The organism is Maribacter forsetii DSM 18668 (assembly GCF_000744105.1).
GTDB classification, from domain to species: Bacteria; Bacteroidota; Bacteroidia; order Flavobacteriales; family Flavobacteriaceae; genus Maribacter; species Maribacter forsetii.
The window spans coordinates 2,674,702-2,700,071 of record NZ_JQLH01000001.1 but is presented as its reverse complement, the minus strand read 5'-3'; the positions used below and the strand labels follow the sequence as shown (position 1 = coordinate 2,700,071).

Here is a 25,370-nt window from a genome sequence, read left to right as displayed (position 1 = left end):
TTTAATATTCCAATTTTATTGGAGCCTATTCATTTAAGGAGCGTAAAAATGGACTTGTCGTTTTCTTTTATCATTCCCGTATACAATAGACCCAACGAAATTAAGGAACTGTTGGATAGTCTACGTTTACAAACCTATGACAAAACTTTTGAGGTGGTTATCGTCGAAGACGGTTCTACTATTTCATCTGAAGAAGTCATAGGTGAGTATGTAGATGATCTAGCTATTTCATATTACAAGAAGCCAAATTCTGGTCCTGGAGATTCTCGGAATTACGGTATGGCTAGGGCAAAAGGCAATTACTTTATAGTATTGGATTCTGATTGTATTTTACCACCACAGTATCTTGTGGCTGCAGAAAAGAGTTTGCAAGAAGATTTTGTTCATTGTTATGGTGGTCCGGATGCGGCACATGAATCTTTTTCTACAGTTCAAAAAGCAATTAACTATGCTATGACTTCTTTTTTGACCACAGGAGGAATTCGTGGTGGTAAGAAATCAGTAGATAAATTTCAGCCCAGAAGCTTTAATATGGGTATTTCTAAAGAAGCTTTTAGTACAGTGGGCGGTTATGGAAATATTCACCCCGGTGAAGATCCGGATCTAACCATACGCATTTGGAATAAAGGGTATAGAACTAAATTGATTTCAGAAGCATTTGTGTATCATAAAAGGCGAATAGACTGGAACAAATTTTATATTCAGGTGAATAAATTTGGTATGGTACGCCCTATATTAAATAAATGGCATCCGGAGACCAAGAAGATTACCTATTGGTTTCCAACTGTATTTTGTTTAGGATTTGTGGTTTCGGTATTATTGGCATTAGTAGGTTTCAAAATTCCGTGGTTTATATATTCAACATACTTTTTAGTTTTGTTTATAGATGCGCTTTTAAAAACTCGTAATTTAAAAGTGGCATTTTTATCACTGGTGGCAACAGCGATACAATTTTTTGGATATGGATACGGATTTTTAAAATCAACCTTGTATATTAATTCTTCAAATAAAAAGCCAGAGGAAATTTTTCCCAAATTATTTTTTAGAGTGAATTGATGGAACGTTTAGTAGAGTGGATAAAAACAGGACTAAAGAAAAGAAAGGTAAAAGTCTTTCTTGTGTTCTTGTTGTGTGCTTCACTCGCTTGGTTAATTAATAAGTTATCGCTTACCTATACAAATAACACTACTTTTCAAGTGGAATATGTAAATGTTCCGGACGAATTCTTATTGGCAAATACTCCAAAAGATGAAATTGAAGTACGTCTTCAAGCAGCTGGATTTCAATTTTTAGGATATGAATTAAAACCCAAGCAGGTAAAGTTAGATGTTAGTAAGGTGATGCATAAAGATGATGCCTACTATTTAACATCGGATCAAATTAGAATTCAGTTAGAATCTCAGCTTAATAATTATAGCATACTTACAGATTTTGATAGTGATGCTATATATTTTGACTTTACATCTTTAGAAACCAAGAAGGTACCAGTAAAAGTAATGGTAGATATGACCTTTGCTTCAAACCACATTCTGGAAGGGGAGATTGAAGTAGTGCCAGATTCAATTCAAATTTCAGGTCCTAAAAGTCAAATTGATACTATAAAACAAATTAGAACGACATTGTTTAAGTCTGATTATATAAATACTTCATTCTCAAATGAAATCGCCTTACAATTACCGGAACAATTAAAAGGAACAACTTTTTCAAATAAAAAAGTTAGGCTCTCTGGTAAGGTGGTTAAATTTTCTGAACAAGTAATAGAAGTTCCTGTTCAGGTAATCAATTTACCAGAAAATGTAAAGGTTCGTACTTTTCCAGAAATAGTTGAAGTCCGGTGTCAGGGTACTTTAGAGCATTTGAAGGAATTGGAAATAGGAGATTTTTCTGTAGAGGCAGATTATGCTACGCTCTCAAAAGAAAACGAGAATACCTTGTCCGTAAAATTGGTGAAATATCCAAGAAGTTTAAACAATGCTGTAATCAGCACAAATGAAGTTGAATTTATACTTCGAAGAGAATGATGATAATAGGTTTAACAGGTGGAATAGGTAGCGGAAAATCTACGGTAGCTACTATGTTTAAAGAGTTAGGTGTTCCGGTTTATGATTCCGATCAACGTGCGAAATACTTAATGAATACTTCCAAAGTTATACATGACCAATTAGTTGCATTATTAGGGGAAGAGGCTTTTAAGGATGGTGCGTTAAACAAATCATATATAGCTGGTAAAGTTTTTAATGATACAGAGTTATTGGCAAAACTCAATAATATAGTGCATCCTGTGGTGAGGCAAGATTTTATAGATTGGTCAAATGATCAAGATGCAAACTATGTAATTCAAGAAACAGCTTTGTTGTTTGAAAATAAGGCTCAAGAACTCTATGATGATGTCATATTAGTAACCGCTCCCAAAGAAGTCCGTATTAATCGTGTGTTAGATAGGGATAACACTACAAGAGAGCAGGTTGAAGCACGTATGAACAATCAACTTGATGATGAAACCAAATTAGAATTAGCCAATTATGTAATTGAAAATACTGACTTAGAAAGAACTAGGTCAAAAGTGCTACAAGTTCACGCATCTATCCTCTCTGACTGTTAGTAATTTAGCAATTTTAACATTTTTGTTAAGGTTAGGTTAAACGTACTACCCTCTAACTGTTAAATCTTTAATTTTAACACCCAATGAACAAAAAGTTATTTGTGCTCTTAGTGGTTTTAATGAGCCTTTCACTTATTGGTCTGATTTTCGTTCAAAGTTTTTGGATTAGCAAATCCATAGATAGTGGAGAAGAACAATTCTCTAGCAGTGTTTCAGAAGCATTGAACAGCGTCACCAATAAAATTACCGAAAGGGAATCTAAAAACTACTTTGATAGGTATTTACATGCAAAGGATAGTATTGGAGGAGAGCTAAAAGGTGCTCAGCTGACTAATTTTTTCTTTATTGATAGGGATATCAATTCTAATGAAATATTACTGTATGAACACGGTATATTAGAAGAAGATTATGGTATTTCGTCTACGTTCTTTGATAGTAGTGATGGTGCGGATACCACTATCATTAAAAATTTTACCAGTAAACGAACTACCTCGATTTTTAGGGCAGATTTTGATATAGAAAGTAATACGCCACGTTTTAATCCTATTCAAAGGATTGAAAAAATTGGGGGTCTTAACAAAATGGAAAAGGCTGCCATGGAAGAAATGTTTATGGTTCATGCAAAGCGTGTACCTATTCACAAGCGTGTTTCCAAGCAAGAAATTGAATTGTTGCTGCAACGAGAATTGGAGAACAGAGGTGTTGATATTGCTTTTGAGTATGGAGTGTATAGCAATGGTCTACCGACCAAGGTGAAATCTTCCAAATTTAAATATGCAGAATCAAACATCTATAAATCTCCCATGTTTGTAGATTTTGAAGGAGTCTCAAATTTCGATTTGTTAGTTTCCTTTCCAAAGAAAAAACGATTCTTGGTACAGTCCATTTTAGGTCTGGCGCTTCTTTCGCTGTTATTTACCATTATCATAGTGGTAGCTTATGCAGGGGCAATTTATCAGTTGATACGTCAAAAGCAGATATCTGAAATAAAAACAGATTTCATTAATAATATGACGCATGAGTTTAAAACTCCCATTGCGACTATTAATCTTGCTGTAGAAGCGATTAGAAACCCTAAGATAATTACCGATCAAGAAAAGGTTTTGCGCTATTTACAGATGATTAGAGATGAGAATAAAAGAATGCATGCTCAAGTAGAAAATGTATTAAGAATCTCTAAACTTGAAAAAAATCAGCTTGATATTAGTAAGGATAGGGTTAACGTTCACGACATTATAGAAGACGCTATTACTCACGTTCAATTAATCGTTGATGATAGAGGCGGATATATACATACACATTTAGATGCTGAACGATGTGAAGTGTTAGCTAATGAAATGCATTTTACCAATGTTATTGTAAATATGTTGGATAATGCAATCAAGTATTCTGAAGAAGCACCAAAAATTGATGTATTTACAGAAAGAGCTAAAAATTATATTATAATAAAAGTGCAAGATCAAGGTGCTGGTATGAGCAAGGCTGTGGTCAAGAAAGTATTTGAAAAATTCTATAGAGAGCACACAGGAGATTTGCACAACGTTAAAGGACATGGATTAGGATTGTCTTACGTTAAAAAAATAGTAGAAGACCACCAAGGCGAAGTATATGCCGAAAGTGAAAAAGGAAAAGGAAGTACATTTTACATAAAACTGCCGTTAATATAAAAATATATGGAAACAATAAACAAGAAAATACTTTTAGTAGAGGATGACCCAAATTTTGGGATTGTATTGAAGGATTATTTGTCAATGAATGATTTTGATGTCACTTTGGCCAAGAATGGAATGGAAGGATTTGAGAAGTTCAAAAAAGATAATTATGATATCTGTATTTTAGATGTGATGATGCCTTATAAGGACGGTTTCACGTTAGCGAAAGAAATTCGTGAAAAGAATGAGAATGTTCCAATTGTTTTTTTGACGGCAAAAACAATGAAGGAAGATGTTCTTAAAGGATATAAAGCTGGTGCAGATGATTATTTGAACAAGCCTTTTGATTCTGAAGTTCTACTTATGAAATTAAAAGCGATTCTTCAAAGAAAAGCTTCTAACGGATTGGCGGATAGCAAGAAATTTGAATTTACAATTGGTGGTTTTCACTTGAATTCTAAATTAAGATTCTTGAAATATAAAGATGAGGAATCAATTAAGCTTTCTCCAAAAGAGAATGAGCTATTGCGTTTGTTGGCTTTACATGAAAATGATTTAATGCCAAGAGAGCTTGCGCTGACTAAGATATGGAGAGATGATAACTACTTTACATCTCGTAGTATGGATGTTTATATTGCTAAACTACGTAAGTATCTTAAGGTTGATGATACCGTTGAAATATTGAACATACATGGTGAAGGTTTCCGTTTGGTTGTAAAGACTGAAGGAGAGTAATCTTACTAAGAACTATTATAAAAAAGCATCCTACTGGGATGCTTTTTTGTTTTATAACTTTTCTATAATATCCTTTACAATTTCATTGGGAGTTTGATCTATAGAAACTGTAAGTGCATCTTTTGGAGTTTCAAGATCATCAAATTGAGATTGCAACAAGCCTTTTGGCATGTAATGGTTTTCTCGTTTGTTTAGTCGGGCTTCTATGAGTTCAAAACTACCATCTAAAAAAACAAATTGATGTTTGTTCTCTAAATTTTTGCCAAGTATAGTTCTGTATTTTTCCTTAAGGGAAGAGCAAACTATAACAGCGCCAGTCTCTAAATTTTCAATACCTACCTCATTAAGTTTCTCTAGCCAACCCTGGCGATCATTATCGTTTAATGGACGACCTTCTCTCATTTTTTTCACGTTCGCTTCTGGATGAAAACTATCACCATCAAAAAAAGGAAATTGTAATTTCTCTGCTAACAGTTGACCAATGGTAGATTTGCCACTACCGGAAACACCCATTAAGAATAAGATTTGCTTTTTAACCATGCTTTAAATTTACAATTTCATTATCAATTTCTTGTAAAAGACTTTTAGGTGTATAATTATACTCAACCCATTTGGTATCCTTGTTTCTTAAAAACCAAGTCAGTTGTCTTTTAGCAAATCTTCGTGTATTTTTCTTTATTTCAGATATAGCGAACTCTAAGGTCCATTCATCATTAAAATAATTAAAAAGTTCTTTGTAGCCCACAGTTTGCAAAGCATTATAGTCCTTGTAATTAACTAAGCTTTTGGCTTCTTCTAAAAGTCCGGCTTCAACCATAAGGTCTACACGTTGATTTATGCGTTCATAGATCAAAGGTCGCTCAGCTTTTAACCCTACGGATAAAACCTTGAATGCTCTTTTTGCTTTTGGTTTGTTTAAGAACGATGAATAGGGAGTACCGCTACCAATGGTAACTTCTAACGCCCTGATCACTCTTTGGGGATTATAAATATCTACCTTTTCAAAATATGTAGGGTCTAATTGTTTTAACTTCTTTTGTAGAGCTTCAATACCATTTTCTGCCAATTCGGTATTCAAATATTCACGAATCGATGGGTCTACAGTAGGAAAGTTGTTTAGTCCGTCTGTAACGGCATTTACATACAGACCACTACCACCAACCATAATTACCACATCATGAACTTTAAAAAGATCGGATAGTTTTTGAATGGCTTCTCTTTCAAAATCACCCACGGTGTATTGTTCAGTAATACTTTTGTGCTGTATGAAATGGTGTTTTGCTTGAGATAGCTCGTCTAAACTTGGTACAGCAGTACCAATATTCATTTCTTTGAAAAACTGTCTAGAATCGGCTGATATAATTTCTGTATTGTAATGTTGAGCTAAAATTATGGCCAATTTGGTTTTCCCGATGGCTGTTGGTCCAACTACCGATATAAGAATTTTATTCATTTAAAATAGATCCACAGTTATAACAATGAGTAGCATCATCTCTATGACCTTCTTTGCTACATGTTGGGCAACATTGTGTATTCACATGAACGTAACTCCCAGATTCTTTTAGATTAGAAGTGTCATCTCTATTTTGTTTAGAGAATTCAGCAGTAACCATACCTGTTGGTACGGCAATGATACCATAACCTAATAGCATAATTATCGTTGCAATTGCTTGCCCTTGTGGTGTTATAGGAGCAATATCACCATAACCAACAGTAGTTAGTGTTACAATGGTCCAGTATATGCTTGTAGGTATGCTTGTAAACCCTGCTTCATCACCCTCTACCAAATACATTAGAGTACCCATCATAACAGATGCGATAAGTACGGCAAATAGAAATACGGTAATTTTTGCTCTACTCGCTTTTAATGCTCTTTTTAATTGAGAAGCTTCACCTAGAAAACGAGCAAGTTTTAAAATACGGAAAACACGTAATAACCTAAATGCGCGTACGGCTAAGAGTACTTGGGATCCAGCAAAAATATAGGAAATATATAACGGTATAGTAGATAAGAAATCTATGATACCGTAAAAACTAAATATATAGGCACTAGGTTTTCTTATAGAAATTATTCGTGCTATGTATTCAATGGTAAAGAAAATGGTAACGATCCATTCAAGTACAAATAGAATTTCATGGTATTCAGCGTCAATAGCTTTTACACTTTCTAGCATGATAAGAATAACACTGAAAATGATAATTATGAAGAGAATAATATCGAACAATTTACCCATGGGGGTATCTGCTTCATAAATTATTTCATGAATTTTATGTTTCCAAGGTGCTAGTTTTTCGTCTTCCTTCAAACTAATCGTTTATTTCAATTATTTTAAGTACCCGCTTCTTTCTCAGATAAGATTCAATAAGATAATTAGCATCACGAGTACCGTTCATTGGTGTAATTATACTTTCTAAGATATGAATATTATTTATTTGATAGTTCAGATCATAGAATCCGAATCCTACTAAAGAACCATTTTTAAGCAAAATAGCACTTTGTTCCCCAATTTCTCTACCCTTGTCAACCACAACAACTTTATTTGCTTTAATGCTGTTTTGTGTAGTTGCAGCTATAACTCGTTTATTATATTCTTCAACGTCTTCTTTATCTATACAAGCGCCTTTACAATTACCATCATCATAGCCTGAACAATTGTTTCGAGCTTCACTGATACCGTTTACTTTTTCGCACAGACCAAATTCTTTGGTAATTTTATACAAATAATTCATAGCACTGAATACACCGTTAAAAAGCCCTAATGGCTCTTTACATTCTCTATAAGGTTTAATGTCTAAAGAAAAATAACCATTTTCGTTTACGCTTTTGCAAATAGCGTGGCTATACATTCTTTTTTTAGGAATGCTACTGTATTTAGGTCTAAGTTTTAAAAGTTCTTCATGTTCCTTTAAAATAGCTACAAGTTCATTACCCGTAAGTTCAAAAGTAACTTTTTTGGTGTCCTTGGTTAACTTTCTAGATTTATCATTGGTCTTGGTGAATATCTGATTGACCCTCTTTTTTATATCGCTTGTTTTGCTAAGGTGAATAATGTCTCCATCTTTATTATGCATATAAAAGACTCCGGTTTTGTTCGGTAGGTCCCGCACAATATCCAATTGTTTTTCAGAAAGTTCACCCTGGGTTTCTTTTCTTATGGTGTCTTTAATGATTATTTTTTCAGAATCTTTGGCAAGCAAAAGTTTAAACAGTTTTATAGTTGCCAAAGCATCACCATTAGCGCGGTGTCTATCACTTACCGGTATACCTAGGGATCGTACCAATTTACCTAAACTGTATGATTCCGCATCTGGTAATAAAAGCTTAGATAGGTCTACGGTGCAAAGGGTTTTGCGTTCAAAATTATAGCCTAAACGTCTAAATTCGGTTCTTAGAATTCTATAATCGAACTGGGCATTATGGGCAACGATTACGGTATCTTCCGTAATCTCAATAATACGTTTGGCAACCTCATAAAATTTAGGTGCCGTTCTAAGCATTTTACTATTAATGCCCGTTAGTTTAACCACAAATGGTTGTATATCCCTTTCCGGATTTACTAAACTAATGAATTTGTCAACTACTTTTTGTCCATCAAATTTGTGAATAGCAATTTCGGTGATTCCCTCTTCATTAAATTTTCCTCCGGTAGTTTCAATATCTAAAATTGCGTACATGTATTATAATATAATTTGTGGGGTAGTAATGTTTTAGATATTAATTTCTAGATCCAAAGATACTACTTCCTATACGTACCATGTTACTGCCTTCTTCAATTGCGATTTTATAATCACCACTCATACCCATAGAGAGGGTAGTAAAATCGGTATAGTTATTACAAAGTTTTGTATAAAGTGATTTTAAACCGCTGAACTCCTTGCGAACCTGATTGTCATTATCAGTAAAGGTTGCCATGCCCATTAGACCTACAATCTTTACATTTTTGTAAGCCTTAAATTCTTCGTTGGCTACCAATTCAAGTAATTCTTCTTCATTAAACCCGAATTTTGTGTCTTCTTCGGCAATATGTACCTGAAGTAAACATGAGATGGTACGATTGTGTTTTTCTGCTTGTTTATTAATTTCTGCCAATAATCTTGGGCTGTCAACCCCATGAACCAAAGAAACGTATTCAGCCATGTATTTGACTTTATTGCGCTGTAAATGACCGATCATATGCCATTCAATATCTTTTGGTAGGTTCTCCCACTTTTCTGTCATTTCTTGAACCCTGTTCTCTCCAAAAACACGTTGCCCCTCATCATAAGCTTCCTGAATAAATGACATTGGTTTTGTTTTAGATACGGCAACTAAGGTTACGGTATCAGGAATGGTTTCTTTAATGGCTAATAAGTTTTCTTTTATAGACATATAAACTTCAATTCTAGAATGCTTTATTTAGTGAACTGATTTGATACAACTTCAGCTTTTCTGTTTGCGGAATAATCGTAAAACCCTTCACCGGATTTTATTCCCTTTTTCCCTGCCATTACCATATTTACAAGTAATGGGGATGGTGCATATTTAGGGTTTTTGAATCCGTCATGCATCACGTTTAAAATAGAAAGACAAACATCTAATCCTATAAAATCCGCTAATTGTAACGGACCCATAGGGTGCGCCATACCTAATTTCATTACCGTATCTATTTCTTCAACACCTGCAACGCCATGATGCAATGTTTCAATAGCTTCATTGATCATAGGCATTAAAATTCTATTAGCAACAAAACCAGGGTAGTCGTTCACTTCTGTCGGAATCTTTCCTAATTCTTTAGAAAGCTCCATAATTGAAGTTGTGGTCTCGTTAGAAGTGCTATAGCCTCTAATAATCTCCACTAATTTCATTATAGGAACCGGATTCATAAAATGCATTCCAATAACTTTTTCAGGTCTATTGGTAGCTGCGGCAATCTGAGTTATGGAAATAGAAGAAGTGTTTGATGCTAAAATGGTATTTGCATCACAGACATCATCAAGCTCTTTAAAAATTTTTAATTTGATGGTTACATTTTCTGTGGCAGCTTCAATAGCAAGATCAACCTTTGATACACCTGCTTTCAATTCTGTAAAAGATTTGATATTTGCTAGTGTGTTTTCTTTGTCGGATATCGTTATTTTTTCTTTAGCTACCATTCTGTCCAAATTCTTGGCTATGGTGGCAAGACCTTTATCTAAAGCTTCTCTAGAAACATCAATTAGGTGAACTTGAAAGTTGTTTTGGGCAAATACGTGGGCAATTCCGTTGCCCATTGTACCTGCACCTATAACTGCAATTGTCTTCATATTTTATTTGGATTAAATGCTGCAATAATTTGTAGAGCAACTTTTAGCGCTTGTGTACCTTGTTTTAAACTTACAACAGGAGTTGTGTTATTGTTTATAGCGTCTGCGAAAGATTCTAGCTCATCTAAAATAGCGTTATTGGTCTCAATAGATGGGTTTTCAAAATAAATTTGTTTTTTGATACCTTCGGCGTTTTGTAGAATCATATCAAAATCTCCCGGTTCTTTAGGGGCATCTTTCATTTTCACGACTTCCACTTTCTTCTCAAGAAAATCTACGGAAATATAAGCGTCTTTTTGAAAGAAACGAGATTTTCTCATGTTCTTTAAAGAGATTCTACTAGCCGTTAAATTCGCTACACATCCGTTAGCAAACTCTAATCTGGCATTTGCAATATCTGGAGATTGACTAATAACCGAAACTCCGCTAGCATTTACCTGTACTACTTCAGAATTTACAACACTTAGAATAGCGTCAATATCGTGAATCATTAAATCTAGAACAACAGGCACATCAGTGCCTCGTGGATTAAATTCAGCCAATCTATGGGCTTCAATGAACATAGGGTCTTTTATAGCGTGCTTTACAGAAGTAAATGCAGGGTTAAAACGCTCCACATGTCCCACTTGTCCCTTTACTCCAAATTCCTCTTCTAGTTCAAGTAGTGAATTAGCTTCTTCTAGGGTGTGTGTAATAGGTTTTTCAATAAAAATATGCTTACTTTTTTCGATGGCTTTTTTTGCACAATCGTAATGAGAAAGGGTAGGAGTTACAATATCAACGACATCAACGGCATCAATTAAATCATCAAGACTTTTGAAATAAGTATATCCAAATTCCGAGCTAACCTTTTCTCCATTAGAACTATCGGCATCGTAAAAACCAACGAGTTCATATTTTTTAGATTCATTTAGAAGTCTAAGGTGGATTTTACCTAGATGCCCAGCTCCTAAAACACCAACTTTTAACATTTGTTTCGTTTTCCTCAAAAATACGCATAGTTAGGTACTTTTATCCTATGCAAGATTTCAATTTTAGAAAAAATAAATATAAGTTTTCGTTGGTTCTTCCGTCGTTTAAAGAACTTTATTAACTTTGAAGGACAAACCGACTACCATTGAAAGATACCTTAAAACACAGGGGAATGCGCAACCATTTAGCGCAAGTATTGATAGACAAAGGAATAGCTGATAAAAGTGTTCTGGATGCTGTTAGAGAAATACCTAGACACTTATTTATAGATAGTAGTTTTGAGGGGCATGCCTATCAAAACAAAGCTTTTCCTATTGCTGCGAACCAAACAATATCTCACCCGTATACCGTTGCTTTTCAAACTGAATTATTAGAACTAGAACAAGGGCAAAAAGTTTTGGAAATTGGTACAGGTAGTGGTTACCAGACCGCAGTACTTTTAAAATTGAAGGTAAAAGTCTACACTATTGAAAGACAGTTAGAATTATTTAAAAAGACTAATATTTTCTTCAAAAAAATGGGTTATCGACCTAAGCAGGTCATCTTTGGAGATGGGTATAAAGGTTTGCCTAAAGAAGCTCCGTTTGATCGTATTATTGTAACCGCAGGTGCACCTTCAGTACCTAAGGCTTTATTATCGCAATTAAAAGTAGGAGGTAGGTTAGTAATACCAATAGGTTTTGAAGAACAGATAATGACATTGTTCGTGAGAACTACAGAAAAAGAATTCTCTAAGACAGAATACGGTTCCTTTAGATTTGTACCGTTGTTAGAGAATAAAAACTAGCCGTTAAAATTCTTCTTTATACGATCAAGATCTCTCTTATTGTCGCGGTCTTTTATAGACTCTCTTTTGTCGTAAAGTTTTTTACCTTTCGCTAATGCAATTTGCATTTTAGCAAAGCCTCTTTCATTTACAAAAACACGAAGGGGTACAATGGTTAAACCAGAGGTATTTACTTCTTTACTGAGTTTTTTAAGTTCTCTTCTCTGTAATAGTAATTTACGCGCAGCTTTCGGTTTGTGGTTAAAGTGAGATGCATGGGAGTATTCGTCTATCTGCATGTTAATAACAAATAGCTCATCTCTATCATTAAATTCACAAAAACTCTCTGAAATAGACGCGCGACCTTCTCTGATAGCTTTGATTTCGGTACCGGCTAAAACGATACCTGCCGTATAGTTATCTAAAAGCTCGTATTCAAAACGAGCTCTTTTGTTCTTAATGTTTATTGTATTCTGCATCACAGGCAAAAGTAAGAACATTTGAATGAATGTCTTAGCCTTTTAAAAGTTATTGCTAACGATATTATTTTAATCTGGACAGTTACAGTTGAAAATTAGTTTTTCTACTGAAGATATGCCGTTAATGATCTTAACGATAAACAAAGTTCCGTTTTCGCTATCATCAATGTCATAATACTTTTGTTCGTCAATTAATTTATTTACAAATTCAGGAGTAGTGTTACTGTGACCAACAATTAGTACATTATTATTTAAATTATCAGCTTTAAATTGAGCAATGTCAATAGTGCTAGGGTCGTAATACTGAACATCAATATTTTGCTTAACAGAAGTAGGTGCTGCTGTCATTGCAGTTCTGTTATAGTCCGTAGAATAAATAGCATTCAACTCTGTGTCTGCAAGAATTTCTGCCCAATGCATGGCTCTGCCTAATCCTTTTTGATTAAGTTCGGGGTCAGAATCGTCAGGGTTGTTTCTATTCTTTTCGGCATGTCTTATGAGATAAAATGTCGAAATTGAAGTTTGTTCTTGCGATGTGTCAATAACTGGCTGATCTTTGCAGGAAAGATTGATTGCCAAAAAAAATAAAAGAACAATTTTTAATGCTTTCATGAAATTTTGTTTGGTGTATTAATTTAATAACTAAAATTAGTTGAAAATAGTACTATAAATAGTCTATTTTTTGTTTTTTTGCATATGAAAAAAATTTGTGGGGCACTTCTTATTGGTTTTGTAGTTCTAGGTATAAAGGCTCAAGAAGTCGTACTTCCTACTGATTTTAGGCAGCAAAATCTTACTGAATATAACAGTAGTTTAATAAATCCTGCTTATAGTTTAGACCGTAATAATCCCTCTTCAGTAGCATTGTGGGCTAGATGGCAATGGCAATCTTATGATGCGGACCCAACTTCACTATTCTTGAATTATACAGCAAGACTAAATGATGTATCTGCTGCTGGTGTTGGTTTTTTTCAGCATAATACAGGAATCTTCTTAAATACCGGTGCGGCCCTTAACTACGCTCATACAATAGAGTTGAGTGAAGGTATTATTTTAGGAGTTGGTTTAAACGTTTTTGCTTTTCAACAGAAATTGGCAGATGATCGCTTTTTTATTCCTAACCCGTTACAGACTACTGCAGAGAATGATTTTATTCTGCAAATGGCACCAGGAGTTAATTTGAGTATTGATAGATTTAATATTGGCTTAGTATCTGAAAATTTATTTGATTATAATTTCTCTTCTAATGAACGAAATACAAGTCCTGATGATAGAATGTTTCAGGCTTTGGTAAGTTATGATGTTCCTGTTAGTGTATTGAGTGCGGATGACAGTTCGGTTTTAAGACCTATGCTGTATTATAAGACTATTCCGGGACTTGACAATCAAGTGGGAATGACGGCATTATTGACAACAAACAAATATTGGGCGCAAGCAGGTTATAATAGTTTCTATGGATTTTCTGGAGGTGTAGGAGGTCGTTTCTTTAAACGTTTCTCTTTTGGCGCATTGGTTGAAGTTGGTACAAGTTCAGATTTAAAAGGTCAAGATCCATCGTTTGAGTTGGTGACATCATATAAGCTAGGTGCCATAAAAACACCTGAAGAAAAGCTTGAAGAGCAGTTAATTGCAGAAGAGGAAAAACAAAAAGAGGGTGTACTAGTTAAACAAGAAGAGAATACCGTTGTATCTAATGAACTGTCTAAAGCAGAGAAGTTAGCCCTTAAGCGCGAATCTAAAAAACAAGAGCGTTTGGCACTCATAGAAAGTAAAAGGATAAAGGATTCTATTCAAGCTGCTTCAAGAAAGTCTGATTTGGTCGTAAAAGAATCAAAGAGAGATATTAAACGAAAAAGAGATTCTTTAGAAAGTGCAAGAGCAGAACAAGCTTTAGCGCAAGCTAGAGCATTAAAACAGCAACAACAGCAAGATTCAATTGCGGCGGTAATGAAAAAGGAGGCAGCTGCTGTAGCATTGGCACAACAACGAAGACAAGATTCTATTGCGGAAAGCAAAGCTTTGGCAATGAAGAATGAAGTCGTAGAGGTTAAAGCTGGTGAGAAATATGAAGAAGTGACCAAAGAAGGTTCATTAGAACCTGGGTATTATTTGATAGCAAATGTATTTGGTACTAAAAAATACTTAGATGCTTTCTTGGCGGATATGAAGAAGAGAGGAATCAATGCTAAATCTTTCTTCAGGCAAAAGAATAAATATAACTATGTGTATTTAGCTAAATACAACTTCATAAAAGATGCTAGGGAAGCCAGAGACTCTGATCTGGGAGGAAAATACACTGATAAAATATGGATATTCAGGGTAACGGGTGAGTAGAAAACTTATCCGCTATCAGGTTATTTTATTAGTAGTAAGCCCGCAATGACTTTGAAATTTACTTTAGTTCTCTTTTAATTAATACATCTAAATACGTAACTGTATTTAGTAAGTATTTACGATCCTTTGTAATGGTAGCCATTGAAATTGCTCCTTGAATAATCGTAAATAGTTGTTTTGAGAACTGTAGTGGAGAAACTGGTAGTTTAAACTCTCCGTTATTAATGCCATTTTCAAAGACCAAGGCTATTTTACCTTCAATTTCCTTTATGGTTTCTTTAGCTGCGGCAGCAAGTAGTTTATTATTGTGTTGAGCGTCTATACCAACATTTAAAATAGGGCAACCACCCATTTTCATTGTAAAAATATCATACTTTTTATAAAAGTCGATTAGATTTTCAATTTTAGCCATGGCATTACCTTCAATTGATAAGTACTCATCAATAGCAGTAAGCAATAAACTTCTGTTGTAATCAAAAGCAGCTAAGGCAAGAGCCTCTTTATTTTCGAAGTTACCGTAAAGTGCACCCTTAGTTAAATTGGTGGCGTCGGTTAAATCGCTCATACTGGTACCTACATACCCATGTTTGTTAAATACAGGTGCGACAGTCTCAATAATAAATGCGGTAGTTCTTTCGGCTTTGGTTGACATAATAGACTGTTTTATGTAAAGATAAATAATCTATACTGTATGGTATATATTGTTCATAAAAAAAGCGCTCATATATTTCATATGAACGCTTTTCTAACAAATTTTTAAAATTAGACTGTAATTTCCTCTTGATTCCTAAAAACTAGACCATTGTCAAAGGCGTCCAGTAATACAACACTATCAGCTTTAATTTCTCCGCTTAGCAAGGCTTTGGACATATTGTTAAGAACCTCTTTTTGGATAGTCCTTTTTACAGGTCTTGCGCCAAATTGCGGGTCGTAACCTTTCTCTGCCAAATAATCTATAGCTTCTTCTGTAGCATCTAAAGTAATTTGTTGATGGTCTAACATTTTCTTTAAACTATCTAGTTGAAGTCTTACAATTTCTTTGATGTTGTCTTTTGTTAAAGGGGTAAACATGACAATGTCATCAATTCTATTTATAAACTCAGGTCTTACAGTTTTCTTTAATAGACCTAGTACTTCAACTCTGGCAGCTTCAGTTGCGCTATAAACGTCTACTGCATTCTCAAAGGTGTCTTGAATGATATCACTACCCATATTACTGGTCATGATGATAATCGTATTTTTAAAATCTGCAACACGACCTTTATTATCTGTCAGTCTACCTTCATCCAATACTTGTAATAAGATATTGAAAGTATCTGGATGCGCTTTTTCAATCTCATCTAAAAGCACAACAGAATAAGGTCTTCTACGCACAGCTTCGGTTAATTGTCCGCCTTCATCATAACCTACATATCCTGGAGGTGCACCAACAAGTCTGCTTACCGAATGTCTTTCTTGATATTCGCTCATGTCTATTCTTGTCATGGCATTTTCATCATCAAATAAATAAGATGCCAATGTTTTTGCCAACTCGGTTTTACCAACACCTGTTGTTCCTAGGAAAAGAAACGAACCAATAGGTTTTTTAGAGTCTTGCAAACCGGCTCTACTTCTTCGTATAGCATCAGAAACCGCTTCAATAGCTTCTTCTTGACCAACTACACGTTTATGGAGCACTTCTTCAAGCTTTAATAGCTTTTCGCGTTCACTTTGCAACATTTTAGTAACTGGTATTCCTGTCCATTTTGCTACTACTTCAGCAATATCATCACTAGTAACCTCTTCTTTAATCAGGGTTCCTGCATGTTGCTGCTCGGCAAGATCATCTTGCAATTTAGTCAGGTTTTCCTGTGCTTCTTTAATTTTACCGTACCTGATTTCCGCTACTTTACCATAGTCACCATTTCTTTCGGCACGTTCGGCTTCAGCTTTGAAATTCTCAATATCCAATTTTGTCTGCTGAATATTGTCAACAACCGATTTTTCACTCTCCCATTGGGCAAAAATTTCGTTTCGCTCCTCCTTGATATTGGCTAAATCTAGATTTAAGACCTTTAACTTCTGCTTGTCGTTTTCGCGTTTGATCGCTTCAATTTCAATTTCAATCTGCATAATCTTACGATCAAGAACATCTAGCTCTTCAGGTTTAGAATTAATTTCCATTCTAAGTTTAGAAGCCGCCTCGTCCATAAGATCAATAGCCTTATCCGGCAAAAATCTATTGGTAATATAACGTTGCGATAATTCTACTGCAGAAATAACCGCCTCATCTTTAATGCGAACCTTATGGTGCGCTTCATATTTCTCTTTAATACCTCTAAGAATAGAAATTGCACTTTCAGTATCTGGTTGGTCTACAACAACTTTTTGAAACCTTCTTTCTAGGGCTTTATCTTTTTCAAAATACTTTTGGTATTCATCTAATGTCGTTGCACCTATTGATCTTAATTCGCCTCTTGCAAGGGCTGGTTTAAGAATATTTGCAGCATCCATGGCTCCTTGCCCGCCACCTGCACCAACTAGTGTATGTATTTCATCAATAAATAAGATAATATCACCATCTGCGCTAACAACCTCTTTAATTACGGCTTTTAAACGTTCTTCAAATTCTCCTTTGTATTTTGCACCTGCAATTAAGGCGCCCATATCTAGGGAGTAAATTACTTTATCCTTTAGGTTCTCCGGAATATCGCCTTGAATGATTCTATGTGCTAAACCTTCTACAATAGCGGTTTTACCAACACCTGGCTCACCAACAAGAATAGGATTGTTTTTTGTTCGTCTTGATAGAATTTGAAGGATTCTACGAATTTCTTCATCACGACCAATGACCGGATCTAGTTTGCCGCTATCCGCAAGTTCATTTAAGTTCTTTGCGTACTTTTTAAGCGAGTTGTAACTATCTTCGGCACTTTGAGAAGTAACTTTATCTCCGTTACGCAATTCGCTAATAGCAGCCATTAAATGCTTCTCTGTTGCACCCTGATCTTTTAAAATTTGGGCTATTTTACTTTTAGATTTTAAAATAGCTAGAAAGAGGTGTTCTATAGAAACATATTCATCTTCCATATTTTTGGCGATGATACTTGCTTCGTTTAAAGTTTTGCCGGCTTCTCTTGAAAATTGAATATCGCCACCTTCCACTTTAGGAAAGCTAGCTAACTCTTTTTCAATAATTTGTTGAACCAAAGAAAAGTTAATTCCCAATTTTTTAATTAAAAAGGGCATCACGTTTTCTTCAACCTCGGTAAGGGCTTTAAATAAATGTTCGTTCTCAATTTGCTGATGACCGTTATTTTGGGCAATCAGCTGGGCTTGTTGAATTGCCTCCTGTGATTTTATAGTAAAATTATTTATATTCATTTTCTTTCGGTTTTAGTTAATTGTAATACTTTTGATGTGTAATAGTCAACAATCTTACCAATTGAATTTACAAGACAAAATGGCTGTAAATTAGAGAAATCGAATGACAATAAGTCAGTTGTAGTTTGCTGAAAAGACAATATTAAATTAAGAATTTTATGGGAATATTTGGTAGTTTATTTGGTAGTTCCAAGAGTAGTGATGGAGAAAATTCATCAGGAATTCCTTGGATACCTCTTAATGCTGTAGATCAATTAAATAATATTAAACTAGCGTCTAAAGGTAGGCCTCAGGTAATATTTAAGCACTCCACATCTTGCGGAATCAGTAGAATGGTTTTAAATATGTTTAAAAGCAGTTATGGTCTAGAAGATGGACAAATGGATCTTTACTTTTTAGATCTGTTGGCGAATAGGGATGTTTCTAATGCGGTAGCTTCAGAATTTGGAGTGATGCATCAATCTCCTCAGTTATTAATTATTAAGAATGGGGTAGTGGTGATCCATGATTCACATGGGGCAATATCTGATATTAAGCTAGAACAATATATATAAAAAAAGCCCCGTATGAACGGGGCTTTTTTCTTAATTGAAACGTTGATTGTTTAATATGTTCTTAAGGTTGTTCTTTAAGTCTTCGCCTGCATCATAAACCATTTGTTCATTGCTGGGGAATGGTATTCTTGCAAGTTGTAAAAGAGAAACTAGGTCATTATCAAGTGCTCTTTTATCTCCGTCATAATTGGCGTAAACATGCTCAAATACGAATTGACTTGATAATGGGTATTGATTTACTTTCTGTTGCTTTTTTAAATCAATAAAACTAACTACTCCCGTTACCTCGGCGCTTTTAAACTGTGTAAATTGATAAAAATCACATCTAACGGTTTTAAACTTATCAACCTTTATGCTGTTACCAAGACTGTCTGTTACCACATTGCCATTACGATCTTCAACAAAGGTATATCCGTCTTTTATTTGACGCTCTTTGCTAATTTGCTTCTCTCTAATTTGTTCAGGAGAAATATTGATATCTTGAAAAGACACCTCCATTTGGTAATCATATAATTGATTTTGTATTCTATTGGTATGGTACTCCGTCCAATTAGAATTTAACCCATAGGTATTCAAATTTAAAAGTTCATCTTCTAATCTTTTAGGTATAATTTGATCTGTATTGTTTGTCATGTTGACGATAACGTAATCTAGTCCTTTTAAATACGCTTCGTCTATTTTGATCATTACGTCTTTGTAATTAGGGTTGATCTCGTCTAGGTAGTTAAGATCATTGTAAGCTTTTCTAAAATCAGATTTGTATATGGCATCCGTCAGTAAAGCAGTGGCATTTGAGTATAAAAATTCAGATAACTCAGCTTTAGCGGCCAATAAATCGTCATCGTAATTCTTGAAAATGAAATTTGCTTTTCTGTTTTCGTCTTGTATATGTAAAGGTAGTAAAGGACGAATACGCTCTTGAATAGATTTTAATCTATTGTAACTGTTGTATATTTCCTCATAGTTTGCCGCATTGCCATCTTTTTTTAAAAATTTAATATGCTGCAGCTCCCTCTCGGTATTTTTTTTATATCCTTCTTCTAAAAGAATAATGTATTGCTGATTGCTTTTTTTGGTCTTATTTTCTGCAATATTCATTACTGCTTTATTAATTGCAGTCTCGTAATTACCAGAGTTAAGAGCCTCTTGTGTTTTTTTTACCCCACTACATGCAAGTAGTAGACCGATAAAACTAAATAGTAGAAATTTTTTCATGCCTATTATTATTAGAATTTATAATAGCTATTCAACAGCCGTGCCATAAAAGTCTTTTTATTAAACGTAAAGGGGTAAGGAATAGTATATTTTAGATGACCTGCTTATTATAATCACCTTATAGGCATGTAAATAGGGTATAGTTATTAACTTATTTTAATAAATAAGTTATGTGATTATACTCTTTTCTATATTTCATTAGATAAGCTATTTGTATTTTTGCAACTTATTTAAAAGATAAAGTACCATGCAACGCGATACCACAATTTTTAATCTAATTGAAGAAGAGAAGCAACGTCAAATCAACGGAATTGAATTGATTGCCTCTGAAAATTTTACTAGTCCGCAAGTAATGGAGGCTCAAGGCTCTGTACTTACAAACAAGTATGCCGAAGGATATCCAGGAAAAAGATATTACGGTGGGTGTGAAGTAGTAGATAAAGTAGAGCAATTAGCAATAGATAGGGCTAAGGAACTTTTTGGTGCAGCATATGCCAATGTGCAACCACATTCAGGTTCTCAGGCAAATGCAGCTGTGTATCATGCATGTTTACAGCCAGGAGACAAAATTTTAGGTTTTGATCTATCTCATGGTGGTCACTTAACACACGGGTCTCCTGTAAACTTTTCAGGAAGATTGTATACTCCGGTATTTTATGGTGTTGATAAAGAAACAGGAAGATTGGATTATGATAAAATTCAAGAAGTAGCTACAAAAGAACAGCCAAAATTAATTATCGCCGGAGCATCTGCATATTCTAGAGATATGGATTTTGAACGCTTTCGCAAAATTGCGGATAGCGTAAACGCTATACTTCTTGCCGATATCTCTCACCCAGCAGGATTGATTGCGAAGGGACTTTTAAATAACCCAATTCCTCACTGCCATATTGTTACTACAACTACTCATAAAACATTGAGGGGTCCTAGAGGTGGACTGATATTGATGGGTACGGATTTTGAAAATCCATTCGGGATTAAGTTGAAAAATGGAAACTTAAGAAAAATGTCCGCTTTATTGGACTTGGCTGTTTTTCCAGGAAATCAAGGTGGTCCTTTAGAACATGTTATTGCTGGTAAAGCAATTGCTTTTGGAGAGGCGTTGACAGATTCTTATGCTTCATATATAGCTCAGGTAAAGAAAAATGCTGATGCAATGGCAAAATCTTTTGTTGAACGTGGATATAATATCATTTCAGATGGTACTGATAACCATATGATGCTAATTGATCTTAGAAATAAAGATATTTCAGGAAAAGATGCTGAGAAAGCGTTGGTTTTAGCAGATATAACTGCGAACAAGAATATGGTACCGTTTGATGATAAATCGCCATTTGTAACTTCAGGTATCCGTTTTGGTACCGCTGCAATTACGACCAGGGGATTGGTTGAAAGTGATATGGAAAAAGTAGTAGATTTTATTGATCAGGTGATTACAAATCCTGAAAATGAAGCTATAATAAAAGAGGTAAGAAGTCAAGTTAATGCAATGATGAAAACAAGACCAATCTTTAATGCATAATTAAAAAAGTGAAAATAGATTTAGAGTTTTTATTCAGATAAAAACTCTAAATCTCCACTTACGTAAGTGTTTTTATGAACATCATAAATAGATGCTTCGTCGTCTTTGTCGAGGTAAATTCCCCAAAATTCAGAATATGATTTTGGAGCTGTATTTAATTGATTTTCATTTGCATCTATATTCTCAATGATATCTTCAAATATAGGAACGAAAATCTCATATGGTTTTTGAGTAAGTCCCCTTGTCAAAAAGACATAATTAAATGCAATTTGCTTTATAATATCATTTAATTGAGTGGGTATACTTTTATCGTAAATACGCTTTATAACAATACTAGTATCGTTTAAAAAGAATGTAAGCTCTTCAATATCAATATTATGCTGATTTTTTAGGTTTAAAACGTCTAAAGCATGTTGTAATGGCGATTCTGTTTTTCCGTTATATCCCCACCTTCCTGTATTGAAATGAGATAGCAGCTCTAATAAATCTAAATTACAAGATACTTCTAGAACTAAACTAATAGAATTAAAAGTAATATGCTTGTTGTTCAATTTCACGTCAGAGAAATAATGAAATCCTATTGAGCTTAGAAATTCATCTATACCAACAATATCTTTGGTGTATTCTAATTTTGAATTATTGATGAAATTTTCGTAGTTAAAGGGCATATAGTTGGAAGTTTATAGCGTTCTTTAACATAAAGATACTTTTCTAACTTCACAATTTAGCATAGGAAATCCTTAGAATTTCGGAGGATATTATTATAAAATAAAAATATATTTTGTAATCAACTGATAATCAAATTTTTAAAAAATTGTCTGATTTAAAGAAAGCCACGTGTTTTGGCTTCGTTAATTAGGGCAAGGTCATTTCCATTTTTAACATCAAACAGGGCTTTAAGTTGCCTTTTTCTTGCTTCAACTGTCGTATTTGCCGACCCTATTAATGGAGCTATATCTCTAGTGTGAATACCTTGAGAAAGATGGTAAAGAATTTTTTGATCTTGTTCATCTATCACAATATCGGTAGACATTCTTCTACGTATGGCAGAAAGGGCGCTTGCCGTATAATAAGGGGATTCGTTTACAATGGTTTCAACCATAGTTTTAAGAGACATCTCATCTATTTCAGATTTAACCATATATCCATCAGGATTCACAGTTTTAAAAATATTATTGATTCTATAGTTGTCGCTATAAGAAGACATAAATACCACCTTGGATTTAGGTACTTCTGCTCTTGCTACTATTCCTAAATCAATTCCTGTTCTTGGGTCTTTTGATTCTGGTGAGAATAATTGAATATCTAATAGAATAATATCATAAGGCACTGCGCGCTTAGAATTTTCAATTTTAGTCTTACCTTTCTCAAAACTCGTAGCAATTTCTACTTTGACATTAAAATCTGTAAAATCAGAGTCCTCTAAGATATATTTATATCCTAGAGCTGTCATTTCGTGGTCATCTACCGCTAAAATTCGTACAGTGTTCATAGATTACGATTCTAATGTAATTTACTAAACGTTTTTATAATTGATATTATTATTATTTATTTTTTTATTTTCCATTGTAATAGGGATATTTAAAGATATGGTAGTGCCTTGTCCTTCAGTTGAATCTATATGAAAGTTACCATTTAGCTTATCCATTCTAGAAGCAATATTTCTAATCCCTATTCCTTTCTTGCCTTTATTAACGTTATATCCAATACCGTTATCGCTCATGATAACACTAAAATTGTCATCACTTCTATAAAAAGTTACTTCAAAGTATGAGCACTTAGAATGTTTTATGGCATTTTGAAAAGTCTCTTGAATAATGCGATAGACGTTAATTTTAATGTCACCGTCTAGACTATCCCAATTTTCATCTTCATTAAAATGAAATATAGTTTTAATCCTCTTAATCTTGTTATTAGCAAGAAGCGTTTCTACAGAATCTGTAAAATTATTTATTTTTTGATACGCACTATGACTTAATTCGTGAGAGATAGACCTAATTTCATTCTCAATTTCTTGTAAAGAGCCAAGGGCTTTAGATTTCTCTTGAATTGCTTCATCTGTAGCACGCTTGTTTAAACCGGTAAGAATCATGCGGGCACCCAGCATTTTACCTAGAACCCCATCATGTAATTCTTCTGAAATTCGTTTTTGCTCTAAGCGTTTAACTTCATCAACTTTTTGCTTTTGCATCAACATTAAATTAAAAATCTCTTGGTTGTTTGCCTGCTGTTGCTGATCAAAACGAAGTTTTTGATTTTTTGCCCGCTGGTTAATAATGATATAGATAGAGAGTCCAAGTAAAAAGAATCCTGTAGCAATACCTATCCAAATTTGTTTTTGTTTTGACAGCGTTTCTTTTTCACTTTCAAGCTCTATATTTTCGGCAATAAATTCATCCGTTTCAAAACTTATGCGGGCAAATTTATTCAATTGTTTACGTTCTGCTATTTGTAGGCTATCGTTAAGTTTGATAAATTTTTTGAAATAATCTGATGCATTATTCTTGTCTAAAATGGCTAAGTATTGCCATGTTTTTAAAAGCTGCTCATTTGAATTACCTGCAATTGATAATTCTTCTGCCAATTTAGCCTTGCTAATTGCCATTAAGGTATCTCTGGCATAAGCCATATATTCAGCATAACTATGGTAGCTTGACGCTAAACTACCGGTATCATCTAATTTTTCTTTTATTTTAATAGCTTTGATTAGTAGACTGTCAACGTTTAAGGTGTCTTTACTATATAATTTTGCAGTGGCGAGGTTACTTATTGCTTTGGCATATAGACTGAGATCCTCTGTATATAAGTTATTTGTATTTAAAACTTTCTCAAAATTTTCAATTGCTTGTGGGTATTGTTTATTGTTTCTATAGGTTACTCCAATGTTATTGATAATTCTGGCTTCGTCAATATTGGAACTGGAAGTCTTTTTTAGATAAAATAAGGCTTCGTTGTAATAAGCTAAGGATTTATCATATTCTTCTACATCGTTCAAAACAATACCTAAAAGGTTATAACAATCAGATAATTTTTTGTCGTCCTTAATTGATTTAAAATGTTCAATAGCTTTTATAGTATTTGCTTCGCTGCCTATATAATCTTTGATCTTCATCTGAATGGTTGCCATATTCAAATGCAATTGCCCAGCGCTATATTTATCTTCGGTAGTTTCAAAAATATCTAGTGCTTCTCCGTAATAAAAAAATGCACTATCCTTTATAATTCTTTTATTTAAAAAAGCTCCCAAATCCCAGTAAGCGTTTGCTGCACCTAAGGAATCATTAATTCTTTTATTTGCGGAAATAGCATTTTTATTTACTTTACGGAAAAGTAAGCTGTCAGTAATAAAATTTTGATTAAACGATAGTTTAGAGAAATATAATGCTTTTAAGGAATCGTTGTTCGTATTTTTCGCTAGGTTAAAGGCTTTTAATTGTAGTACTAATTTTTGTTCTTCTGTAGTCTCGGGCTTATTACTTTCAGCTATCCAGATAGAGATACTATCTTTTGAAGTTTTTGTTTCTTGTGCTAGCTTTGCGGGTTCTATTTTTGACCAACCAAAGCATAGTAAGAGTAATAGGATTATGGAAAAATGAGGCTTGTTCAAAAAAAAATGATTTTATATAGACGAAAAAAACCAAGGTATAAAAAAAGCCTTTAACAATCATGTTAAAGGCTTTTTTTGTATTTGTATTTTTTACTTAAGCAATTCTTTTTGGCGGTTTTCTGTCATCTGGTGGTGTTGAACAGTCGTCACATTCAGCTGTATTCATACTGTCATTTAGAAATTCAGTTGTATTGCTTGTATCTTCAATAACTACTGTAGCCATACCAACTGCCATTACTACAATTGCTAAAATACTTGTTACTTTTTTCATACTGTGTGTTTTTAG

General features: G+C 34.0%; 25 protein-coding genes. 9 read left to right on the top strand and 16 right to left on the bottom strand.

Features of this window, described 5'->3' with window-relative positions:
• Positions 1–48 precede the first annotated feature (48 nt).
• The 5 genes from P177_RS11505 to P177_RS11485 all read left to right on the top strand — a co-directional run bounded on the left by P177_RS11505 (position 49) and on the right by P177_RS11485 (position 4,989).
• Positions 49–1,056, top strand: a complete 1,008-nt coding sequence (locus tag P177_RS11505; protein ID WP_036154885.1) for a glycosyltransferase — start codon at positions 49–51, stop codon at positions 1,054–1,056.
• Positions 1,056–2,021 carry a YbbR-like domain-containing protein gene (locus P177_RS11500; protein ID WP_036154883.1) on the top strand — a complete coding sequence of 322 codons (966 nt, stop codon included), beginning with the start codon at positions 1,056–1,058 and terminating at the stop codon, positions 2,019–2,021. Before P177_RS11505 ends, P177_RS11500 begins: the two co-directional genes overlap by 1 nt.
• On the top strand, positions 2,018–2,602 hold the full coding sequence (gene coaE, locus P177_RS11495) for a dephospho-CoA kinase (RefSeq protein ID WP_036154881.1): 585 nt from the start codon (positions 2,018–2,020) through the stop codon (positions 2,600–2,602). The genes P177_RS11500 and coaE overlap by 4 nt, the downstream gene beginning before the upstream one ends.
• Positions 2,603–2,685: 83 nt before the next feature.
• Positions 2,686–4,269: a sensor histidine kinase gene (locus tag P177_RS11490; RefSeq protein ID WP_036154879.1), complete on the top strand. Its 1,584-nt coding sequence runs from the start codon at positions 2,686–2,688 to the stop codon at positions 4,267–4,269.
• Between the two features lie 6 nt (positions 4,270–4,275).
• Positions 4,276–4,989, top strand: a complete 714-nt coding sequence (locus P177_RS11485) for a response regulator transcription factor (protein WP_027067244.1) — start codon at positions 4,276–4,278, stop codon at positions 4,987–4,989.
• Between the two features lie 51 nt (positions 4,990–5,040).
• Here P177_RS11485 and P177_RS11480 read toward each other — a convergent pair whose 3' ends face one another.
• Genes P177_RS11480 through P177_RS11450 form a run of 7 tightly spaced genes read right to left on the bottom strand, consistent with a single transcriptional unit; the run spans position 5,041 to position 11,243 of the window.
• Positions 5,041–5,529: a gluconokinase gene (locus P177_RS11480; RefSeq protein WP_036154878.1), complete on the bottom strand. Its 489-nt coding sequence runs from the start codon at positions 5,527–5,529 to the stop codon at positions 5,041–5,043.
• A complete protein-coding gene (gene miaA / locus P177_RS11475) occupies positions 5,522–6,442 on the bottom strand; it encodes a tRNA (adenosine(37)-N6)-dimethylallyltransferase MiaA (RefSeq protein WP_036154876.1) in 921 nt (306 codons plus the stop codon). Before miaA ends, P177_RS11480 begins: the two co-directional genes overlap by 8 nt.
• Positions 6,435–7,295, bottom strand: a complete 861-nt coding sequence (locus tag P177_RS11470; RefSeq protein ID WP_036154874.1) for an ion transporter — start codon at positions 7,293–7,295, stop codon at positions 6,435–6,437. The genes miaA and P177_RS11470 overlap by 8 nt, the downstream gene beginning before the upstream one ends.
• A 1-nt stretch (position 7,296) precedes the next feature.
• A complete protein-coding gene (locus tag P177_RS11465) occupies positions 7,297–8,664 on the bottom strand; it encodes an exonuclease domain-containing protein (protein WP_036154872.1) in 1,368 nt (455 codons plus the stop codon).
• Between the two features lie 40 nt (positions 8,665–8,704).
• Positions 8,705–9,358: a YggS family pyridoxal phosphate-dependent enzyme gene (locus P177_RS11460; RefSeq protein ID WP_036154870.1), complete on the bottom strand. Its 654-nt coding sequence runs from the start codon at positions 9,356–9,358 to the stop codon at positions 8,705–8,707.
• A 23-nt stretch (positions 9,359–9,381) separates the two neighbouring features.
• The gene (locus tag P177_RS11455; RefSeq protein WP_036154868.1) at positions 9,382–10,272 is read right to left on the bottom strand and encodes a 3-hydroxybutyryl-CoA dehydrogenase; all 891 of its coding nucleotides are present in this window, start codon (positions 10,270–10,272) and stop codon (positions 9,382–9,384) included.
• Positions 10,269–11,243 (bottom strand): Gfo/Idh/MocA family protein, encoded by a 975-nt coding sequence (locus tag P177_RS11450; RefSeq protein ID WP_036154866.1) that lies wholly within the window; start codon positions 11,241–11,243, stop codon positions 10,269–10,271. Before P177_RS11450 ends, P177_RS11455 begins: the two co-directional genes overlap by 4 nt.
• A 146-nt stretch (positions 11,244–11,389) precedes the next feature.
• On the opposite strand from P177_RS11450, the gene P177_RS11445 reads away from it, so the two are divergent.
• Complete coding sequence (locus P177_RS11445) at positions 11,390–12,031, top strand: protein-L-isoaspartate(D-aspartate) O-methyltransferase (RefSeq protein ID WP_036154864.1); 642 nt, start codon at positions 11,390–11,392, stop codon at positions 12,029–12,031.
• On the opposite strand, the gene smpB is transcribed toward P177_RS11445, so the two are convergent.
• Together smpB and P177_RS11435 are read right to left on the bottom strand one after the other, a co-directional pair.
• Positions 12,028–12,489, bottom strand: a complete 462-nt coding sequence (gene smpB / locus P177_RS11440; protein ID WP_036158277.1) for an SsrA-binding protein SmpB — start codon at positions 12,487–12,489, stop codon at positions 12,028–12,030. The two genes, P177_RS11445 and smpB, sit on opposite strands and share 4 nt — an antisense overlap.
• Before the next feature lie 69 nt (positions 12,490–12,558).
• Positions 12,559–13,101, bottom strand: coding sequence for a SixA phosphatase family protein (locus P177_RS11435; protein WP_036154862.1), 543 nt, complete (start codon positions 13,099–13,101; stop codon positions 12,559–12,561).
• A gap of 84 nt (positions 13,102–13,185) precedes the next feature.
• Between P177_RS11435 and P177_RS11430 the strand changes: the two genes are divergently transcribed.
• Entirely contained in the window at positions 13,186–14,823 is a 1,638-nt protein-coding gene (locus tag P177_RS11430) for a PorP/SprF family type IX secretion system membrane protein (RefSeq protein WP_036154859.1), read from the top strand.
• Positions 14,824–14,881: 58 nt separating this feature from the next.
• Here the strand turns inward: P177_RS11430 and P177_RS11425 are convergent, their stop codons facing one another.
• Positions 14,882–15,475 (bottom strand): TetR/AcrR family transcriptional regulator, encoded by a 594-nt coding sequence (locus tag P177_RS11425; protein ID WP_036154858.1) that lies wholly within the window; start codon positions 15,473–15,475, stop codon positions 14,882–14,884.
• A gap of 110 nt (positions 15,476–15,585) precedes the next feature.
• Positions 15,586–18,186: an ATP-dependent chaperone ClpB gene (gene clpB / locus P177_RS11420; RefSeq protein WP_036154856.1), complete on the bottom strand. Its 2,601-nt coding sequence runs from the start codon at positions 18,184–18,186 to the stop codon at positions 15,586–15,588.
• Positions 18,187–18,344: 158 nt separating this feature from the next.
• Here clpB and ytxJ point away from each other — a divergent pair, with 158 nt between their 5' ends.
• Positions 18,345–18,740 (top strand): bacillithiol system redox-active protein YtxJ, encoded by a 396-nt coding sequence (gene ytxJ / locus P177_RS11415; RefSeq protein ID WP_036154854.1) that lies wholly within the window; start codon positions 18,345–18,347, stop codon positions 18,738–18,740.
• 30 nt (positions 18,741–18,770) lie between these two features.
• Here ytxJ and P177_RS11410 read toward each other — a convergent pair whose 3' ends face one another.
• Complete coding sequence (locus P177_RS11410; RefSeq protein WP_036154852.1) at positions 18,771–19,955, bottom strand: hypothetical protein; 1,185 nt, start codon at positions 19,953–19,955, stop codon at positions 18,771–18,773.
• Positions 19,956–20,202: 247 nt separating this feature from the next.
• Here P177_RS11410 and glyA point away from each other — a divergent pair, with 247 nt between their 5' ends.
• On the top strand, positions 20,203–21,477 hold the full coding sequence (glyA, locus tag P177_RS11405) for a serine hydroxymethyltransferase (RefSeq protein ID WP_036154850.1): 1,275 nt from the start codon (positions 20,203–20,205) through the stop codon (positions 21,475–21,477).
• 29 nt (positions 21,478–21,506) lie between these two features.
• On the opposite strand, the gene P177_RS11400 is transcribed toward glyA, so the two are convergent.
• The 4 genes from P177_RS11400 to P177_RS20090 form a co-directional block, all read right to left on the bottom strand.
• The gene (locus P177_RS11400; RefSeq protein ID WP_036154848.1) at positions 21,507–22,145 is read right to left on the bottom strand and encodes a hypothetical protein; all 639 of its coding nucleotides are present in this window, start codon (positions 22,143–22,145) and stop codon (positions 21,507–21,509) included.
• A 155-nt stretch (positions 22,146–22,300) separates the two neighbouring features.
• On the bottom strand, positions 22,301–22,969 hold the full coding sequence (locus P177_RS11395; RefSeq protein WP_036154846.1) for a response regulator: 669 nt from the start codon (positions 22,967–22,969) through the stop codon (positions 22,301–22,303).
• Positions 22,970–22,993: 24 nt separating this feature from the next.
• Positions 22,994–25,084, bottom strand: coding sequence for a tetratricopeptide repeat-containing sensor histidine kinase (locus P177_RS11390; protein ID WP_036154844.1), 2,091 nt, complete (start codon positions 25,082–25,084; stop codon positions 22,994–22,996).
• A gap of 94 nt (positions 25,085–25,178) precedes the next feature.
• The gene (locus P177_RS20090; RefSeq protein ID WP_157486544.1) at positions 25,179–25,355 is read right to left on the bottom strand and encodes a hypothetical protein; all 177 of its coding nucleotides are present in this window, start codon (positions 25,353–25,355) and stop codon (positions 25,179–25,181) included.
• Between the last annotated feature and the right edge of the window lie 15 nt (positions 25,356–25,370).

Excerpts from the sequence above, each read along its gene's own strand:
- P177_RS11505 (WP_036154885.1), top strand. The coding sequence starts at position 49 with ATGGACTTGTCGTTTTCTTTTATCATTCCCGTATACAATAGACCCAAC.
- P177_RS11500 (WP_036154883.1), top strand. The coding sequence starts at position 1,056 with ATGGAACGTTTAGTAGAGTGGATAAAAACAGGACTAAAGAAAAGAAAG.
- coaE (WP_036154881.1), top strand. The coding sequence starts at position 2,018 with ATGATGATAATAGGTTTAACAGGTGGAATAGGTAGCGGAAAATCTACG.
- P177_RS11490 (WP_036154879.1), top strand. The coding sequence starts at position 2,686 with ATGAACAAAAAGTTATTTGTGCTCTTAGTGGTTTTAATGAGCCTTTCA.
- P177_RS11485 (WP_027067244.1), top strand. The coding sequence starts at position 4,276 with ATGGAAACAATAAACAAGAAAATACTTTTAGTAGAGGATGACCCAAAT.
- P177_RS11480 (WP_036154878.1), bottom strand. The coding sequence starts at position 5,529 with ATGGTTAAAAAGCAAATCTTATTCTTAATGGGTGTTTCCGGTAGTGGC.
- miaA (WP_036154876.1), bottom strand. The coding sequence starts at position 6,442 with ATGAATAAAATTCTTATATCGGTAGTTGGACCAACAGCCATCGGGAAA.
- P177_RS11465 (WP_036154872.1), bottom strand. The coding sequence starts at position 8,664 with ATGTACGCAATTTTAGATATTGAAACTACCGGAGGAAAATTTAATGAA.
- P177_RS11460 (WP_036154870.1), bottom strand. The coding sequence starts at position 9,358 with ATGTCTATAAAAGAAAACTTATTAGCCATTAAAGAAACCATTCCTGAT.
- P177_RS11455 (WP_036154868.1), bottom strand. The coding sequence starts at position 10,272 with ATGAAGACAATTGCAGTTATAGGTGCAGGTACAATGGGCAACGGAATT.
- P177_RS11450 (WP_036154866.1), bottom strand. The coding sequence starts at position 11,243 with ATGTTAAAAGTTGGTGTTTTAGGAGCTGGGCATCTAGGTAAAATCCAC.
- smpB (WP_036158277.1), bottom strand. The coding sequence starts at position 12,489 with ATGCAGAATACAATAAACATTAAGAACAAAAGAGCTCGTTTTGAATAC.
- P177_RS11435 (WP_036154862.1), bottom strand. The coding sequence starts at position 13,101 with ATGAAAGCATTAAAAATTGTTCTTTTATTTTTTTTGGCAATCAATCTT.
- P177_RS11430 (WP_036154859.1), top strand. The coding sequence starts at position 13,186 with ATGAAAAAAATTTGTGGGGCACTTCTTATTGGTTTTGTAGTTCTAGGT.
- P177_RS11425 (WP_036154858.1), bottom strand. The coding sequence starts at position 15,475 with ATGTCAACCAAAGCCGAAAGAACTACCGCATTTATTATTGAGACTGTC.
- clpB (WP_036154856.1), bottom strand. The coding sequence starts at position 18,186 with ATGAATATAAATAATTTTACTATAAAATCACAGGAGGCAATTCAACAA.
- ytxJ (WP_036154854.1), top strand. The coding sequence starts at position 18,345 with ATGGGAATATTTGGTAGTTTATTTGGTAGTTCCAAGAGTAGTGATGGA.
- P177_RS11410 (WP_036154852.1), bottom strand. The coding sequence starts at position 19,955 with ATGAAAAAATTTCTACTATTTAGTTTTATCGGTCTACTACTTGCATGT.
- glyA (WP_036154850.1), top strand. The coding sequence starts at position 20,203 with ATGCAACGCGATACCACAATTTTTAATCTAATTGAAGAAGAGAAGCAA.
- P177_RS11400 (WP_036154848.1), bottom strand. The coding sequence starts at position 22,145 with ATGCCCTTTAACTACGAAAATTTCATCAATAATTCAAAATTAGAATAC.
- P177_RS11395 (WP_036154846.1), bottom strand. The coding sequence starts at position 22,969 with ATGAACACTGTACGAATTTTAGCGGTAGATGACCACGAAATGACAGCT.
- P177_RS20090 (WP_157486544.1), bottom strand. The coding sequence starts at position 25,355 with ATGAAAAAAGTAACAAGTATTTTAGCAATTGTAGTAATGGCAGTTGGT.